At 69.8% G+C, this 13,849-nt stretch carries 17 protein-coding genes and 1 pseudogene; 8 read left to right on the top strand and 10 right to left on the bottom strand.

Annotated features, from left to right (window positions below; all coding sequences use genetic code 11):
* A complete protein-coding gene (locus ACFYO9_RS37795; RefSeq protein WP_355814960.1) occupies positions 1 to 1,233 on the top strand; it encodes a cytochrome P450 in 1,233 nt (410 codons plus the stop codon).
* Between the two features lie 71 nt (positions 1,234 to 1,304).
* Here the strand turns inward: ACFYO9_RS37795 and ACFYO9_RS37790 are convergent, their stop codons facing one another.
* Positions 1,305 to 1,484: a hypothetical protein gene (locus tag ACFYO9_RS37790; protein WP_355814962.1), complete on the bottom strand. Its 180-nt coding sequence runs from the start codon at positions 1,482 to 1,484 to the stop codon at positions 1,305 to 1,307.
* Positions 1,485 to 1,772: 288 nt separating this feature from the next.
* Positions 1,773 to 2,621 (bottom strand): helix-turn-helix transcriptional regulator, encoded by an 849-nt coding sequence (locus tag ACFYO9_RS37785; protein WP_358777176.1) that lies wholly within the window; start codon positions 2,619 to 2,621, stop codon positions 1,773 to 1,775.
* A gap of 133 nt (positions 2,622 to 2,754) precedes the next feature.
* Between ACFYO9_RS37785 and ACFYO9_RS37780 the strand changes: the two genes are divergently transcribed.
* On the top strand, positions 2,755 to 3,546 hold the full coding sequence (locus ACFYO9_RS37780) for an SDR family oxidoreductase (protein WP_358777175.1): 792 nt from the start codon (positions 2,755 to 2,757) through the stop codon (positions 3,544 to 3,546).
* A 227-nt stretch (positions 3,547 to 3,773) separates the two neighbouring features.
* Positions 3,774 to 4,121 carry an STAS domain-containing protein gene (locus ACFYO9_RS37775; protein WP_358707988.1) on the top strand — a complete coding sequence of 116 codons (348 nt, stop codon included), beginning with the start codon at positions 3,774 to 3,776 and terminating at the stop codon, positions 4,119 to 4,121.
* Between the two features lie 27 nt (positions 4,122 to 4,148).
* On the opposite strand, the gene ACFYO9_RS37770 is transcribed toward ACFYO9_RS37775, so the two are convergent.
* The 4 genes from ACFYO9_RS37770 to ACFYO9_RS37755 form a co-directional block, all read right to left on the bottom strand.
* Positions 4,149 to 5,207 carry a vWA domain-containing protein gene (locus tag ACFYO9_RS37770; RefSeq protein ID WP_358707986.1) on the bottom strand — a complete coding sequence of 353 codons (1,059 nt, stop codon included), beginning with the start codon at positions 5,205 to 5,207 and terminating at the stop codon, positions 4,149 to 4,151.
* 161 nt (positions 5,208 to 5,368) lie between these two features.
* Positions 5,369 to 5,593 carry a hypothetical protein gene (locus tag ACFYO9_RS37765; RefSeq protein WP_355814978.1) on the bottom strand — a complete coding sequence of 75 codons (225 nt, stop codon included), beginning with the start codon at positions 5,591 to 5,593 and terminating at the stop codon, positions 5,369 to 5,371.
* On the bottom strand, positions 5,571 to 6,707 hold the full coding sequence (gene arsB / locus ACFYO9_RS37760; protein WP_355814980.1) for an ACR3 family arsenite efflux transporter: 1,137 nt from the start codon (positions 6,705 to 6,707) through the stop codon (positions 5,571 to 5,573). Before arsB ends, ACFYO9_RS37765 begins: the two co-directional genes overlap by 23 nt.
* The gene (locus tag ACFYO9_RS37755; protein WP_355814982.1) at positions 6,704 to 7,117 is read right to left on the bottom strand and encodes a metalloregulator ArsR/SmtB family transcription factor; all 414 of its coding nucleotides are present in this window, start codon (positions 7,115 to 7,117) and stop codon (positions 6,704 to 6,706) included. The genes arsB and ACFYO9_RS37755 overlap by 4 nt, the downstream gene beginning before the upstream one ends.
* 121 nt (positions 7,118 to 7,238) lie before the next feature.
* Between ACFYO9_RS37755 and arsM the strand changes: the two genes are divergently transcribed.
* Positions 7,239 to 8,045: an arsenite methyltransferase gene (gene arsM, locus ACFYO9_RS37750; RefSeq protein WP_355814985.1), complete on the top strand. Its 807-nt coding sequence runs from the start codon at positions 7,239 to 7,241 to the stop codon at positions 8,043 to 8,045.
* A gap of 128 nt (positions 8,046 to 8,173) precedes the next feature.
* Positions 8,174 to 9,094 (top strand): NADP-dependent oxidoreductase, encoded by a 921-nt coding sequence (locus tag ACFYO9_RS37745; protein ID WP_355814988.1) that lies wholly within the window; start codon positions 8,174 to 8,176, stop codon positions 9,092 to 9,094.
* An 87-nt stretch (positions 9,095 to 9,181) separates the two neighbouring features.
* Here the strand turns inward: ACFYO9_RS37745 and ACFYO9_RS37740 are convergent, their stop codons facing one another.
* On the bottom strand, positions 9,182 to 10,072 hold the full coding sequence (locus tag ACFYO9_RS37740) for a LysR family transcriptional regulator (protein WP_355814991.1): 891 nt from the start codon (positions 10,070 to 10,072) through the stop codon (positions 9,182 to 9,184).
* Between the two features lie 223 nt (positions 10,073 to 10,295).
* Between ACFYO9_RS37740 and ACFYO9_RS37735 the strand changes: the two genes are divergently transcribed.
* On the top strand, positions 10,296 to 10,640 hold the full coding sequence (locus ACFYO9_RS37735) for a DoxX family protein (RefSeq protein WP_355814993.1): 345 nt from the start codon (positions 10,296 to 10,298) through the stop codon (positions 10,638 to 10,640).
* A 61-nt stretch (positions 10,641 to 10,701) separates the two neighbouring features.
* Here the strand turns inward: ACFYO9_RS37735 and ACFYO9_RS37730 are convergent.
* The 3 genes and pseudogenes from ACFYO9_RS37730 to ACFYO9_RS37720 all read right to left on the bottom strand — a co-directional run.
* A pseudogene (locus tag ACFYO9_RS37730) lies at positions 10,702 to 10,842 on the bottom strand (undecaprenyl-diphosphatase); the annotation flags it as partial.
* Complete coding sequence (locus tag ACFYO9_RS37725) at positions 10,839 to 12,227, bottom strand: integrase (protein ID WP_388667315.1); 1,389 nt, start codon at positions 12,225 to 12,227, stop codon at positions 10,839 to 10,841. The gene ACFYO9_RS37725 and the pseudogene ACFYO9_RS37730, both read right to left, overlap by 4 nt.
* 419 nt (positions 12,228 to 12,646) lie before the next feature.
* Complete coding sequence (locus ACFYO9_RS37720) at positions 12,647 to 13,087, bottom strand: hypothetical protein (RefSeq protein WP_388667313.1); 441 nt, start codon at positions 13,085 to 13,087, stop codon at positions 12,647 to 12,649.
* Between the two features lie 175 nt (positions 13,088 to 13,262).
* On the opposite strand from ACFYO9_RS37720, the gene ACFYO9_RS37715 reads away from it, so the two are divergent.
* Together ACFYO9_RS37715 and ACFYO9_RS37710 are read left to right on the top strand one after the other, a co-directional pair.
* Positions 13,263 to 13,496: a helix-turn-helix domain-containing protein gene (locus tag ACFYO9_RS37715; protein ID WP_388667311.1), complete on the top strand. Its 234-nt coding sequence runs from the start codon at positions 13,263 to 13,265 to the stop codon at positions 13,494 to 13,496.
* Positions 13,497 to 13,509: 13 nt separating this feature from the next.
* Positions 13,510 to 13,797 (top strand): hypothetical protein, encoded by a 288-nt coding sequence (locus ACFYO9_RS37710; protein WP_388667309.1) that lies wholly within the window; start codon positions 13,510 to 13,512, stop codon positions 13,795 to 13,797.
* The last annotated feature ends 52 nt before the right edge of the window (positions 13,798 to 13,849 follow it).

The following is a 13,849-nucleotide window of genomic DNA, read 5'->3' as shown; positions in this document are numbered from 1 at the left end:
ATGGACCTGTCCACGAAGCCGATCATCCTCGACCCCACCGGCGCCCACGCCCACGACGAAGACCGCCGGCTGCGGGAGCACGGGCAGGCGGTCCGTGTCGACATCCTCGGCGTGACCGCCTGGTCCGTCACCGACCCCGTCCTCCTCAAGGAGCTGCTGACCAGCCCGAGCGTCTCCAAGGACGCCCGCGCCCACTGGCCGGAGTTCGCCGACGCGGTCCAGCGCTGGCCGCTCGCCCTGTGGGTCGCGGTGGAGAACATGTTCACGGCGTACGGCGCCGACCACCGGCGGCTGCGGCGCATGGTCGCCCCCGCCTTCAGCCACCGCCGCGTCACCGCGCTGCGGGCGAGCATAGACACGGTCGTCACCGACATCCTCGACCGGCTCGACGCCCTCCCGCCGGGCGAGACCGTGGACCTGCGCGAGCACCTCGCCTACCCGCTGCCCATCGCCGTCATCAGCCGGCTGATGGGCGTGCCCGCCGAGCGGCAGGAGTCCTTCCGCCGGGTCGTCGACGGCGTCTTCGACACCACCCTGACCGCCGAGCAGTCCGAGGCCAACACCAAGGCGCTGTATGCGGCCCTGCACCAGCTCATCGCCGACAAGCGCACCGAGCCCGGCGACGACATGACCTCGCTCCTCATCACCTCGCGCGACGAGGACGAGGAGGCCGGCCTGACCGAGGACGAGCTCCGCGACACCCTGCTGCTGATGATCAGCGCGGGATACGAGACCACCGTCAACGTCATCGACCAGGCCGTCACACAGCTGCTCACCCACCCCGAACAGCTCGCGCTGCTCCGCTCGGGCGAGGTGGACTGGGCCGACGCCGTCGAGGAGACGCTGCGCCTCGAACCGGCCGTACGGCACCTGCCGCTGCGCTTCGCGGTCACCGACATCAAGCTGGCGGATGGCCAGACCATCGCTCAAGGGGAGGCGATCCTCGCCTCCTACGCGGCCGCCAACCGCCACCCCGACTGGCACGGCGAGAGCGCGGACGCCTTCGACGTCACCCGTACGGTCAAGGAGCACCTCGCCTTTGGCCACGGGGTGCACTTCTGCCTCGGCGCGCCGCTGGCCCGTCTTGAGGTCAGCACGGCCCTGAGCCTGCTCTTCGAACGTTTCCCGCAGATGGAACTCGGGGTGCCCGCAGGGGAGTTGCAGCCCTTCGGCTCGCTGCTCAGCAACGGTCACCGGACCCTGCCGGTGCGGCTGCGGCCCGAGTCCGCCTGAGGGCGCCCGGGGCTGCCTGAGGGGGGCCGGGGGCTGTTTGAGGGGCCCCCGGTCTTCGCGGAAAGCCGCGGCTACGCGGCTTTCACCATCTCCTCGCGGACCGCGGCGGCCCACTCCGTCACCAGGTGCTCGTACTCCCGGCGTTGTTCAGGGGTGAGCCGGCCGCCGGTGCGCAGCCACAGGTCGCGGATCCGCTCGTTCAGTTCCACCGAAGACCGCGCGGAACCAGGGGGTGGAGGGGTTAAGGGCATGCCTCAACCCTAGGGGATGCCCACGACAATCGGAACTGTCAGCTACCACACACCTCCGCCACGTGATCATCGCGCCCGGTCGCCGGGCGCGGACCCCTGTGGAACGGTGGAAACCGGCAGGAATGGCCTGTTCTCCGCAGAAAGGGGTGGCGGTATGTCCTCGAAGCGACGCCGCAAGAAGAAGGCGCGCCGCAAGCACGCGGCCAACCACGGCAGCCGTCCGCAGTCCTGAGGCGACGCCGTGGGGCGCCGCCCGACGCACACCACACACCGGACACCGGCGCGCGGCTATGAGGCCGCCGCCGGTGTTCCGCGTGTCGCGCCGCCGCTCAGGCTCTCGTGGCCCGGGCCGGCCTCGGTGTAGACGACGAGCGTCAGTTCCGGCTGTTCGGCCAGGTGGAACGCGGTGTAGGCGAACTCGGTGACCGCACGCCCCGGTGGCCGCAGCCGTTTGCGTCCGCTCTGGCGGACCTGCACGTCGTACCGCGGCCACCAGTCACGTACGTACGCGCTGCCCGCGTGCAGTTCGTCGATCAGCCGCGCCCAGCGGGCGTCGCCCGGGTGGCGTCCGTGCAGCGTGCGCAGTCGGGCGAGCAGGCCGCGCGCCTCGGGCTCCCAGTCGACCACGACGTCCCGTGCGGCCGGTTCGAGGAAGACCCAACGGGCGAGGTTCGCGGGCCGGTCCGCGGTGGGGGCGAGGTCCGGGAACAGGTCGCTCGCCGCCCGGTTGCAGCTGAGCACGTCGTAGTCGCCCGCGATGAGGTAGGCGGGCCGTGGCTGGAGCAGGTGCGGGATCTCCGCCACCTCGGCGGCGAGCGGTGCGGGCTCGTGCGGCGCGGGCGCGGGGGAGTGGCCGGCGAGCCGGAGGAGGTGCTCGCGTTCGTGGCGGCCGAGCCGCAACGCCGACGCGAGGGCGCCGAGCACCTGCGGTGACGCGCGGATGTCCCGCCCCTGTTCGAGATACGTGTACCAGGTGGCGCTGATCCCGGCGATCAGTGCGAGCTCCTCCCGGCGCAGGCCCGGGGTCCGGCGGCGGCCGGTCGTCGGCAGCCCCACCTGCTCGGGCGTCAGCAGGGCCCTGCGGCTGCGCAGGAAGGCGCCCAGTTCACGGCGCTGCTCGGCTGTGTGCTGCGGCACGGGTACCACCTCCAGTTCCAGAATAAACCGGCTCTGTATACCAGGCTGAGAATCCCGCAGGCTGAACCGGCAGGCCGCGGGGATCCCCGAGCGGCCGATTGCGACAGGTACGACAGCCGAGGGAGAACGAGCCATGACCAGGACCGATGAGGCGCAGAGGAAGACGACGGACGGGGCGGGGGCGGGGGAGTCCGGGACCGTCCGCGGCAAGGTGGTCGCCGTGACCGGCGCGAGCAGCGGGATCGGCAGGGCCACCGCGCTGGCCCTGGCGGAACGCGGCGCGCGCGTCGTCCTCGGCGCACGGCGGCAGGACCGCGTGGAGGCGTTGGCCGCCGGGATACGTGAGCGGGGCGGCGAAGCCCTCGCCGTACCGACCGACGTACGGCGCCGCGCGGATCTGGTCCGGCTCCTCGACGCCGCGGTCACCGCGTTCGGCCGACTCGACGTGCTGGTCAACAACGCCGGCATCGGCCCCATCTCTCCTCTGGAGGAACTGCGGGTCGAGGAGTGGGACGACATGATCGACGTCAATCTGCGCGGTGTCCTGTACGGCGTCGCCGCGGCGCTGCCCGTCTTCCGCCGGCAGGGGGCCGGGCAGCTGGTCACGGTGGCGTCGACCGCCGCGTACCGCACCGTCCCCGGGCAGACGGTGTACGCGGCGACGAAGACGGCCGTGCGCACCGTCTGCGAGGGGCTGCGGCAGGAGGCGGACGACGTGCGCGTCACCGTCGTGTCGCCGGGCTTCGTGCACACGGACTTCGTCGAATCGGTGCCCGACCCGGACGCCCGTGCGGCGCTGCGGGCCCGCCGCGACGCCATGGCGCTGGACCCCGCATCGATCGCGGACGCCGTCGTGTACGCCATCGCCCAGCCCGACTCGGTGGACGTCAACGAGATCGTGGTCCGGCCCACGGCACAGTGCTGACGGCGATGCGTCCGGGCGGCTGAGCGGGCCGGCGGCGTTAACACCGGCGCACGTCACGTACCCCGTGCTGTGACACCCCGGGGGTCCGACGGCCCCCTGCCACAGGGCCGTTGGGACGATGGGACGGCCGTCGCGCTTCCGGTCGTCCACCGGGCGGCGGTGACCGGCGTCCGCGCGGGCGGTAACAATATGCGGGTGCCCTGCCCCCGCACGCCAGGAGTTCTCCGATGTCCGACAGTGTCAGCAGCCCCGACCCCTACGTGGAGCAGTATTCCAGGGACGGCAGTTGGGTCGTCGTCGCGCGCGGCGACCTCGACATGCACACCGTGCCGCCCCTGCGCCGCGCCATGGAGACGGCGGCGGTGGCCCTTCCGGTCCTGGTCCTCGACGTCGGCGAGGTGACCTTCGCCGACTCGTCCGCGCTGAACCTGCTCCTGGTGATCCATCAGTCCACGACGCTGCGCATCGCCGCCCCGCAACCGCAGCTGCTGCGCCTGCTCGAGACCACGGGGGCCGACCAGATCCTCGACGTCTACCCCTCCACGGACCACGCCTGCGCGGCGCCGGCGTCGTGACCCCGGCACCGGATGGACGCCGCGGCCTCACAACATGATGAGCAGCCGCGTATTCGGCTTGAGTTTCCTGTTCACCGAGCGGCTCTGCACGTACACCTCCAGCTTGGGATTGTTTCCCGCCTTGACCGAGACCGTGCCCTGAATTCCCGTACCGAAAAGGAGACTCCGTGCCGCGTCGCCCGTGTAGGCGCGGTCGGTGTCCTTTTCGACCACGATGACTTCCTTGTTGGGCTGGACCTGGGCGCGGGCGCCCAATTGGTAGTAGCAGGAGCCGCGTTCGTACGTCACACCCGGGTGTGAATCGACGAAGGGGCGGATCTCGGCCTCCTTGTCGACCTTCAGGAGCCGGTACTTGTTCGCCGGAATCGGTTCGAGATGGGACCGCACCTCGTCGATGGATATGTCCTGGCCGACGGCGAACAGATTCTTCGTGCCGCGCACGCCCTGCTCGCGGGCGCGCAGGAAGCTGGTGGCCGCCGCGCGCACCGTGCCGATGGCCTCCTCGACGCCCTCCTGGGAGTCCGCGTCCCAGATGGCGATGTTGCCCGCGGGGAAGCCGTAGTTCTGGGCGGTGCGCTTGGCCAGGGAGTTCGGCACGAGGATCGCGGACGTCCAGTGACCGGGGAGGCCGCCCATCTTCGCCGTGATCCGGTCGAGCCAGGGGCCGAGGATGGTCATGTCGCCGTCGTGCCTGCGGTCGCCGCCGGAGGCGTTCTCCTCGCCGTCCGTCACGACGATCTGCAGGAAGCTGTGCTCGCCGTACTCCTCCCATATGTGTCCCAGGTCGTCCAGGGACTTCAGGGAGGCCTCGATGAGAGCGGTCGCGCCGTTGTTGACCTGATACAGGCCCCGCATGGACGGGAGGTGTTTCACGTCCATGTCCCACACCAGGTTCTCTACCCGGTGGTCGAATGAGTAGAGGCTTATCCGGGTCTCGTGGCCGAGGCTGTCAGATTCGGCTTTGAGGCCCGCCACGAACTCGTCCACAACGCGCACGAGTTGGTGCTGATGCGGACGCATGGAACCCGAACAGTCCACGACCAGCGCGACGTGATTCACCTTGTGCTGGATCCTTTTGGCGGACATGCTTCTGCTCCTTCTCCCGAGGCTTGCCGAGTGATTTCACTCTATGGGGAGGCACTGACAACGGCCCTTGATGAGCCGTCATCGGCGCCTCCCCACCCGGCAGATGCCGCGGCGCGGGGGCGAGGCCGCGGAGCAGTACGCGAAGCGCGTACGAAGCCGCGCTAGGCGCGGTCGGAGTGGGAACCCGGCTGCAGGATCTCGTCGAGCACGACGCAGATCGAGCGGAAGACCCGTGCCTCGACGTCCGCGTCACCCGCCTCGGTCCGCCGGTCCTCCCTGCGCAGGGTCTCCGTCAGGGCGGTTTTCCGCTCCGCCTCGCGCGCCGCCCAGTCGCGGGCCCCACGCATGCGGGTCAACAGCTCGTCAGCGTCCACAGGTTGCGTCATGCGCGCTGTCTACCCCGACGATCCCCACCGCACCCTCAGCGACTTGCCCCTGGTCCCTGAACCAGCGGCGGGCGGCGAGGGCGACATGGACCAGGCCGATCAGCACCGGCACCTCGATCAGCGGACCGACGACACCGGCCAGGGCCTGTCCGGATGAGGCGCCGAACGTCGCGATGGCGACGGCGATGGCGAGCTCGAAGTTGTTGCCCGCGGCGGTGAACGCGAGGGTGGTGGCCCGGGGATGGTCCAGGCCGACGGCCCTGCCCAGGGCCATGGAGCCGGCCCACATGACGGCGAAGTACACCAGCAGCGGCAGCGCGATCCGCAGGACGTCCAGGGGCCGCGAAGTGATCGCGTCACCCTGCAGGGCGAACAGTACGACGACGGTGAACAGCAGTCCGTAGAGGGCGAACGGGCCGATCCTGGGGATCAGTTCCGCCTCGTACCAGGCACGGCCCTTGGCCTTCTCGCCCAGTTTGCGGGTGAGGAACCCGGCGGCCAGGGGGATGCCGAGGAAGATCAGCACGCTGCGGGCGATCTCCCACACCGACACGTTCAGGCCGGTCGTCGCCAGGCCGAGCCAGCCGGGCAGGACGGAGAGGTAGAACCAGCCGAGCAGGCTGAACGCCACGACCTGGAACAGGGAGTTGAGGGCGACCAGGACGGCCGCGGCTTCGCGGTCGCCGCAGGCCAGGTCGTTCCAGATGATCACCATGGCGATACAGCGGGCGAGCCCGACGATGATCAGGCCGGTCCGGTATTCCGGCAGGTCCGGCAGGAGGAGCCAGGCCAGCGCGAACATGAGCGCGGGCCCGAGGATCCAGTTCAGGACCAGGGAGGGGATCAGCAGGCGGCGGTCGCGGGTGACGGAGTCGAGCCGGTCGTAGCGGACCTTGGCCAGCACCGGATACATCATCACCAGCAGGCCCAGCGCGATCGGCAGCGAGACGCCGGTGACCGTCACCTTCGCGAGTGCGTCCCCGAGCTCAGGGACGAGACGGCCCAGGCCGAGGCCGGCGGTCATCGCGATGAGGATCCACACCGCGAGGAACCGGTCCAGGAGCGAGAGCCGGCCCGCGACCGGGGCCGCCGCGGCGGAGGTCGTTTCGCTCACGAGGCGGCCCCCGCCGGGTTTTCCACGGGCGCATCGGGGCGGACATCCGGGGTGCCCGGGCGGGTCAGGGCTTGGGCCAGCCCGTCGGTCATCGCCGGCAGCAGCCGGTAGTACACCCACGTCCCGCGCCGTTCGGAGGCGATCAGCCCGGCCTGCCTGAGCAGCTTGAGGTGGTGGGAGATCGTCGGCTGGGACAGGTCGAAGGCCGGGGTCAGGTCGCACACGCAGATCTCCCCGCCCTCCCGCGAAGCGATCATCGACAGCAGCCGCAGCCGCACGGGATCGCCCAGGGCCTTGAACACCTTCGCCAGCTCGACGGCCCGGTCCTCGTCCATGGGGGCGGTCAGCAGGGTCGGGCAGCACCCCTCGGCGCTGTCCTGGCCGAGCACGACCAGCTCTTGTTTCGACATGCGTCTATGTTGACATCCTTCGATCCAGGGCGCAATGTTGCATCGAGAAACGTCAATGCAAGACGCATCGACGCACGTCGAACCGGGCCTCGCCGGGCCCTGTCATCGAGGGGTGAAGGTCATGAACGAGCAGACAGACGACCTGCGCGAAACCGTCCGCCGCCGCTATGCCGCGGCCGCCGTCCAGGTCACCGCGGGCGGCACCGGCTGCTGCGGACCGGCCGCGATCGAGGTCGACGAGAACTTCGGCGGCACCCTCTACGCCGCCGACGAGCGCGACCAGCTGCCCGCCGAGGCGGTCGCCGCCTCACTGGGCTGCGGCAACCCCACCGCCGTCGCCGATCTGCGGGAAGGCGAACGCGTCCTGGACCTCGGCTCCGGCGGCGGCATCGACGTCCTCCTCTCCGCCCGCCGCGTCGGCTCCACCGGCAAGGCCTACGGCCTCGACATGACCGAGGAGATGCTCGCCCTGGCCCTCGCCAACCAGAAGAAGGCCGGCGCCACCAACGTCGAGTTCCTCAAGGGCACCATCGAAGCGATCCCGCTGCCCGCACACACCGTCGACGTGGTCATCTCCAACTGCGTGATCAATCTGTCCACCGACAAGCCCGCCGTCTTCGCCGAGATGATCCGCGTCCTCACCCCCGGCGGCCGGATCGGCATCTCCGACGTCGTCGCCGACGACACCCTCACCCCGGCCCGGCGCGCCGAACGCGGCGACTACGTCGGCTGCATCGCCGGCGCCCTCTCCTTCGCCGAATACCGCCAGGGCCTCGAAGCCGCCGGCTTCACCGACATCGAGATCACGCCGACCCACTCCGTCGCCGACGGCATGCACTCGGCCGTCGTCCGCGCCGTCAAGCCCACCGCCGCCCGGGGCGTTCCCGCCTCGGAGGCTCCAGCGAGTACCCGCTCCGCGCGGGGGTGACCCGGCAACTGGCCCAGCCAAGTCGGCCGCCATTGGCCCAGGTGTCCGGGCCGCATCACCTCTAGGGTCGGAAATGCACCGACAGCGTGACCTCGTCACGGAATGTCCGCCCTCCGGAGGAGCACCGCATGCAAGCCATCACCGTTCACGACCGCGACGCCGGCGTCTCCGGTCTCGCCCTCACCGACCTTCCGGACCCGCACGCCGGGGAGAACGACGTGATCGTGCGCGTCCACGCCGCCGGATTCACCCCGGGCGAGCTCGCGTGGCCAGGCACCTGGACGGACCGGGCAGGCCGGGACCGTACGCCCAGCGTTCCCGGCCACGAACTGTCCGGCGTCGTCACGGAACTGGGCTACGGCACCACAGGCCTGAGTGTCGGACAGCGCGTCTTCGGCCTGGCCGACTGGACCCGTAACGGCACGCTCGCCGAGTACGTCGCCGTCGAAGCCCGCAATCTCGCTCCGCTGCCGGCCGACATCGACCACGTCACGGCCGCCGCTCTGCCGATCTCCGGACTCACCGCCTGGCAGGCCCTGTTCGACCACGCCCACCTCACCACCGGTCAGACGGTGCTCATCCACGGCGCGGCGGGCGGCGTGGGCTCCCTGGCCGTGCAACTGGCCCGCGAAGCCGGGGCCCGGGTCGTCGGCACCGGCCGGGCCGCCGACCGGGACACCGCCCACGACCTGGGCGTGGACACCTTCGTGGACCTCCAGGCCGAGCGCCTCGAAGACGTCGGTCACGTCGACGTGGTGTTCGACGTGATCGGGGGCGAGATCCTCGACCGGTCCACCGCCCTGGTACGCCCCGGCGGCACGCTGGTCACCATCGCCCGCCCCGTCACCGTCCACCCCGCGGACGGGCGAGCGGTCTTCTTCGTCGTCGAGCCCGACCGCGCCCGGCTGGCGGACCTCGCCGCCCGCGTCCGCGACGGGCGCCTCAAGCCGATCGTCGGCTCCGTACGTCCACTCGCCGAGTCCCCGGACGCGTTCGCTCCCGGCCGGCGGACCCCCGGCAAGACGGTCATCCGCGTCACGGAGGGCTGAGTCGCACGCCGCCACGCGCACGCCGCCACGCGCACGCCGCCACGCGCACGCCGCCACGCGCACGCCGCCACGCGCACGCCGCACGTCTTACATCGGACGGGACCCCGCGGTCTCCGCGGCCCGGACGAACGCACGGATCAGCGCGGTCTCGCCGCTGGTGCGCCAGACAAGTGCCCATGAGGTGGGGGAGGCGTCGGGAAGGGGCAGGAACTCCACCCCGGGGTGGGTGTAATAGCGCTGCACATGGGCGTTGAGCGGGCAGACCGCCCTCTTGGCGGCCACCTGGGTCAGGAGCTCGTGAAAGGTCCGCACCCTGGGGCCGGCCTTGACGGGCCGTCCGCCAGGGGTGTGCGGCGGGAGCAGCGACGCGCGCCACTCCGGTGGCGCCCCGGGGCCCGGATCGGGCACCGTGCGGCCGGCGAGGTCCTCCAGGTCGACGCTGTCCCGGCCCGCGAGTTCGTGCCCGGTCCAGACCGCCAGCACCCGCCCCTCGGTCAACAGCACCGGGCCGACGGTCAGATCCGGCTCGTCCACGGGGAGCCAGAGCAGCACGAGGTCGGCGGAGCCGTCGCGCAGCGGCCCGAACGGATCCGAGAAGTGCACTTCGCAGAACCGGACTTCACGGCCGGGGTGCTCGGCGCGGAACCGTTCGACCACGTCGCGGATCTCGTGCCCGAGCGCGCCCATGATGCCGATCGACAGCGTGCCCGACAGGCTGCGGGCGGCCTCCGTGGCCTCGGTGAGCGCCGTGCGGATGGTGTCGTGCCCGAGCCGCAGCCGTTCGGCCAGCCGGTCGCCGATCGGCGTCAGCCGCACCGACCGGCTGGTGCGCTCGAACAGGGCGGCGCCGATCAGTCGCTCCTGCTTCCGGATCGCCTGGCTGACCCGGGCCTGCGAGATGAACAGCCGCTCGGCGGTCCGCCCGAAATGGAGCTCCTCGGAGAGCGTCAGGAAGATCTCGATGTCCCGCAGTTCCATTCCGGCCCCCGATCGACAACCCGGAGATTAATCGATAACCCGGGGATTATGGGTGGCGGCGGAATCCGCCGTTGATCACCGGCCGGGGTGGGGGCAGGCTCGGAACACGCCGCAGCTGCAGGCCGTCTCCCGGACCGGTACCGGGTCGGGGGCCGTGCTCCGGCGGACGCCTCCCGCCCGTTCCCGCCGGTCGTATCCGGTCCGCCCCTCCAGGAGCACGCCCATGTCCACCACCGCAGTCGTCCTCACCGTCCTGACCTCCGCCTGGGTCGCCTTCTCCGGCGTCTCCCTACTGCGCCGCGCCGCGTTCGTCGTCGACCCGCTGATCGCCTACGGTGTGCCCCGGTCCTGGTGGCCGTGGCTCGGTACGGCCAAACTCCTGGGCGCGGCGGGCCTGTTGGTGGGCCTCGCGGTGACCGCCGTAGGCTTGGTGGCGGCGATCGGCCTGGTCGTCTATTTCGTCGGCGCGGTGGTCACGGTGGTCCGCGTGCGCTCCTGGAAGACGCTCGCCTTCCCGGTCCTCTACCTGGCTCCGGTGGCGGCCACGCCGACCATCGGTTTCGCCTGAGCCGCCCGGTCGCCGGGCGAAGGCCGGCCGCAGGCGACGGTGTGCCGCCGCCGAGCCGCGGCTATCCCGCCGACTCACCCGCGTGAGGGCTCAGCGAACCCGCCCCCACCAGGGCGAACAGCACGATGCCCAGCAGGATCCGGTAGTACACGAACGGCATGAAGCTCTTGGTCGTGATGAACTTCATGAACCAGATCATCAAGCACGGTGCTGCACCGCTGTGACCTGCCGGTTCCACCACTCGACAAGAGAAACTGGGAGAGAAGTGGGAGAACCGTCCGGCAACTCCGGCCTAGCCTCCCGCAGGAACCGCTCGAAGCGCTCCTGCAACGAATCCATGATGGCCCGCTCCATCGCCGTTGTCACGTTCGCATACAGCCCCTCGACGCCAGCCACTTCGTGCCCCATCCGGCTCTCTGTAGCGATCCGGCTGTGCCCGTCCTCGTCGATCCACTCCTTGTGGCCGTGCCGCAGCAAGTACAGGCGCTTCCCGGCGTAGGCAGTCGCCGGTATCTCCGGCAGGGGCCTGCGGGAAGTGACCGTCTGACGCTGGCCCAGGCGGGTCCGCTCGAACTCCGCCGAGGCGTCCCGGCCGTCTGCGATTGGCCGCCAGTAGTAGTAGGTGAAGTTCGCGTTCGCCAGCAGGCCGCCCGTCACCGACCGGAAAACGTACTCGCCCTCATGGCTGGCGAGCAGCAGCCCCAGCAGCGAGGTGAGGAACGGGGGCAGGACCAGGGCCCGCCGCGACTCGTACTTCGGCGGGAACAACTGGACCCTGCCGTTTTTCCGCTGGTGCTGCCACTGGACACGCACCGCGGGCATCAGGCCGGAGCCGTAGCGCTCGAGATCCTCCGCGTGCCGCTCGGCACGGTCCAACTCGTCCGGGTCGTCGAGTGGGTCGGAGGCAGGCCAGGCGGGGTGTGTGTAGACCCGGCGCAGCGCGTACAGCTCCGCAGGGCGCATGCCGGTGCAGGCCATCGTCCACACGAAGACGAAGCCGTCCAGGCCCCAGAACGTGAGCGCGTTGCAGGCCAGCTGGTGGACATCGGCGATGCGCATCTCACGCTTCCGCTCGCGCGGCTTCTTCTTGTACTTCCCGCGGCGGGCCTGCTTGCCTTTCGGGACCGGCGAGGCGGCGCGCAGACCGTCATCGACGGCGTCGTCCATAAGCATGGAGAAGACGGTGAGGATCTCCTCGCCGTATTTGTCGCCGACGTTCGGCTGCGCCTTGAGCTGGATCTTCCACGCCCGGTATGCCGACGGCTTGATGTCCCCGACCGCGGCGTCGCCCCAGCGGGGCACGATGTACAGCCGCAGCATGGACCGGATTGCCTTGTCGCGAAGGTGTCCGACGTCGAGAGTCTCTGGCCAGGTGCGGCAGTAGTCCCGCATGAGCAAGGAGCCGTCACGCTTGCTGATGTAGCGGTCGTTGCGGATGTCGGCCTCGCGGTCGAGGCCGTATTTCTTGGCGACGGTTTCGTCGTTGAATCCGCCCTGCTGGTCGTAGATCCACTTGCCGCGGTCGTCCTTGGCCCCGGTGTTCCACACGACTCTGCAGGTGTTCCCGCGCCATTCGACATAGGCCATGGCTGCCCCTTGGGTTTGCTGTGCGGTGACCGGCCGGCACCCCTACCGCCGGTCCTCCGCCGCCCCTGCTCCTACTACTCGTGTCTGCCTATGACGCAGTTACGGCAGTCGGCGCAGGCGCCTCCTTGACGCTCGATGAGGCTGCGCACTCTGCTTCGTGCTTGCGCATCGTGCTCAACCATCGGCGTCGCGACACACACGATCCTCCCAGCCACGCGACCATGGAAACCGAAGAAACCGGGACCCAAGTCGACCATGAGCAGCTCGTGCATGGGCTCCCCCTTTCGGGTGCGAGGGAACCTCCCAAGTACTGGTTGATGCTGCCATGTTGACGGGCTGTTGTGACCGGAATCGTCCGGAGTGGTGGCTGATATCAGATAACGAATCGGTGTATCGGAAAGGTTGTACGGCCTTCTTGGTCAACTGTGCTCAATTCCGCGCTCTTTCCATCGCTGCAGCACCTCGTTGACGGCTTGCTGCTTGAGGGCGCGAATCTGTGCGGCGCTGAGATCGTCGCTGACCGAGATGGCAGCGTTCTGTACGGCATCGCCTACATCCTTCGCCAAGTCTTCGACGTGAAGGGGGGAGATGGTGGCGGGGCTGCGCCGCTCGATGAGGGTGGGCGCGGTGGCGCCGTTGAGGATGTCCGTGCACGTGCCCCGGGCCCAGCCGAGCACGTTCTCGACCTTGCCGTAGGTCGTAGGACGCACGGGTTTCGCATCCTCGATCTTGCTGTAGGTGTTGATCTGCAGCTCCGCGGCCCGCGCGACGTCGATCTTGTTGTAGCCGAGGTCGACGCGTTGCTGGGTGACGGCGGAGGCGAGCCGCTGAAGTGCGGCTGCGTCATAGGGGGGTGCCATGACGCACATCATCGCAGGAGCTCTCAGGAACAGCTAGGAACACCCTGCTATCTGGCCGGAACCTTAACGATTCCGGTACCCGCGTGAGCCGCTGGGCCGCGATCAATTACGTGTTTCTGCATGTTACTGCGAAGTAGAGGTAGCGTAAGCGCGTAGAAACGCGTAACTTCAGTGCATGGAAAGACCCCCAGCCACCTACCAGGTGCACGGGCCATCGCTCCGAAGACACCGCATGGGCCAGGGCCGCTCAGTCCAAGCAGTCGCTGAAGCGGCAGGGATCTCACGCAGCTACCTGCAACGGCTTGAAACCGGCACCCGGGAGTGCATGGGACCCGAGCGCTACATACGGCTCCGCACCGTCCTCAACGCCACAGACGACCAGATCCTCGCCCCAACAGAGGACCCATAGAAGAGAGGTGAACGTGTCCACTCCCACCCCCACCGACCAGCCTGCGACCGCAGACACCGAGTCGATGATGCGCCGCGACGGCTACCTTCCGCCCGACGAAGCCGCCGCCGACCTCGGCTGCGGCAAGCGCTGGCTCCTCGACGGGCTCAACAGGCACGGCTTCCCCCACACCCGCATGGGCCGCGCGAAGTGGCTCAGCCCCGAAGACCGTCAAGAGATCCGCAAGCTGTGCCGCGTGCCGGCCGAGCCCGCGAAGATCTCCCGCCTGCGCCGCCGCAAGCCCGCCAAGTCCGCCGCTTAGGGCGGTATGCGGCCCCAACCGCCGGTTTCTGGCGAGTCACCGGCAGCCGGAG

The sequence above is a fragment of the Streptomyces sp. NPDC005863 genome (assembly GCF_042871345.1).
GTDB lineage: Bacteria > Actinomycetota > Actinomycetes > Streptomycetales > Streptomycetaceae > Streptomyces.
Note: the sequence above shows the minus strand (reverse complement) of the source record. Positions and strands in the feature narration are given on the sequence as shown.

Bases quoted from the DNA above. Each gene is read 5' to 3' on its own strand.
- ACFYO9_RS37795 (WP_355814960.1), top strand. From the start codon at position 1: ATGGACCTGTCCACGAAGCCGATCATCCTCGACCCCACCGGCGCCCAC.
- ACFYO9_RS37790 (WP_355814962.1), bottom strand. From the start codon at position 1,484: ATGCCCTTAACCCCTCCACCCCCTGGTTCCGCGCGGTCTTCGGTGGAA.
- ACFYO9_RS37780 (WP_358777175.1), top strand. From the start codon at position 2,755: ATGACCAGGACCGATGAGGCGCAGAGGAAGACGACGGACGGGGCGGGG.
- ACFYO9_RS37775 (WP_358707988.1), top strand. From the start codon at position 3,774: ATGTCCGACAGTGTCAGCAGCCCCGACCCCTACGTGGAGCAGTATTCC.
- ACFYO9_RS37770 (WP_358707986.1), bottom strand. From the start codon at position 5,207: ATGTCCGCCAAAAGGATCCAGCACAAGGTGAATCACGTCGCGCTGGTC.
- ACFYO9_RS37765 (WP_355814978.1), bottom strand. From the start codon at position 5,593: ATGACGCAACCTGTGGACGCTGACGAGCTGTTGACCCGCATGCGTGGG.
- ACFYO9_RS37755 (WP_355814982.1), bottom strand. From the start codon at position 7,117: ATGTCGAAACAAGAGCTGGTCGTGCTCGGCCAGGACAGCGCCGAGGGG.
- arsM (WP_355814985.1), top strand. From the start codon at position 7,239: ATGAACGAGCAGACAGACGACCTGCGCGAAACCGTCCGCCGCCGCTAT.
- ACFYO9_RS37745 (WP_355814988.1), top strand. From the start codon at position 8,174: ATGCAAGCCATCACCGTTCACGACCGCGACGCCGGCGTCTCCGGTCTC.
- ACFYO9_RS37740 (WP_355814991.1), bottom strand. From the start codon at position 10,072: ATGGAACTGCGGGACATCGAGATCTTCCTGACGCTCTCCGAGGAGCTC.
- ACFYO9_RS37735 (WP_355814993.1), top strand. From the start codon at position 10,296: ATGTCCACCACCGCAGTCGTCCTCACCGTCCTGACCTCCGCCTGGGTC.
- ACFYO9_RS37725 (WP_388667315.1), bottom strand. From the start codon at position 12,227: ATGGCCTATGTCGAATGGCGCGGGAACACCTGCAGAGTCGTGTGGAAC.
- ACFYO9_RS37720 (WP_388667313.1), bottom strand. From the start codon at position 13,087: ATGGCACCCCCCTATGACGCAGCCGCACTTCAGCGGCTCGCCTCCGCC.
- ACFYO9_RS37715 (WP_388667311.1), top strand. From the start codon at position 13,263: ATGGAAAGACCCCCAGCCACCTACCAGGTGCACGGGCCATCGCTCCGA.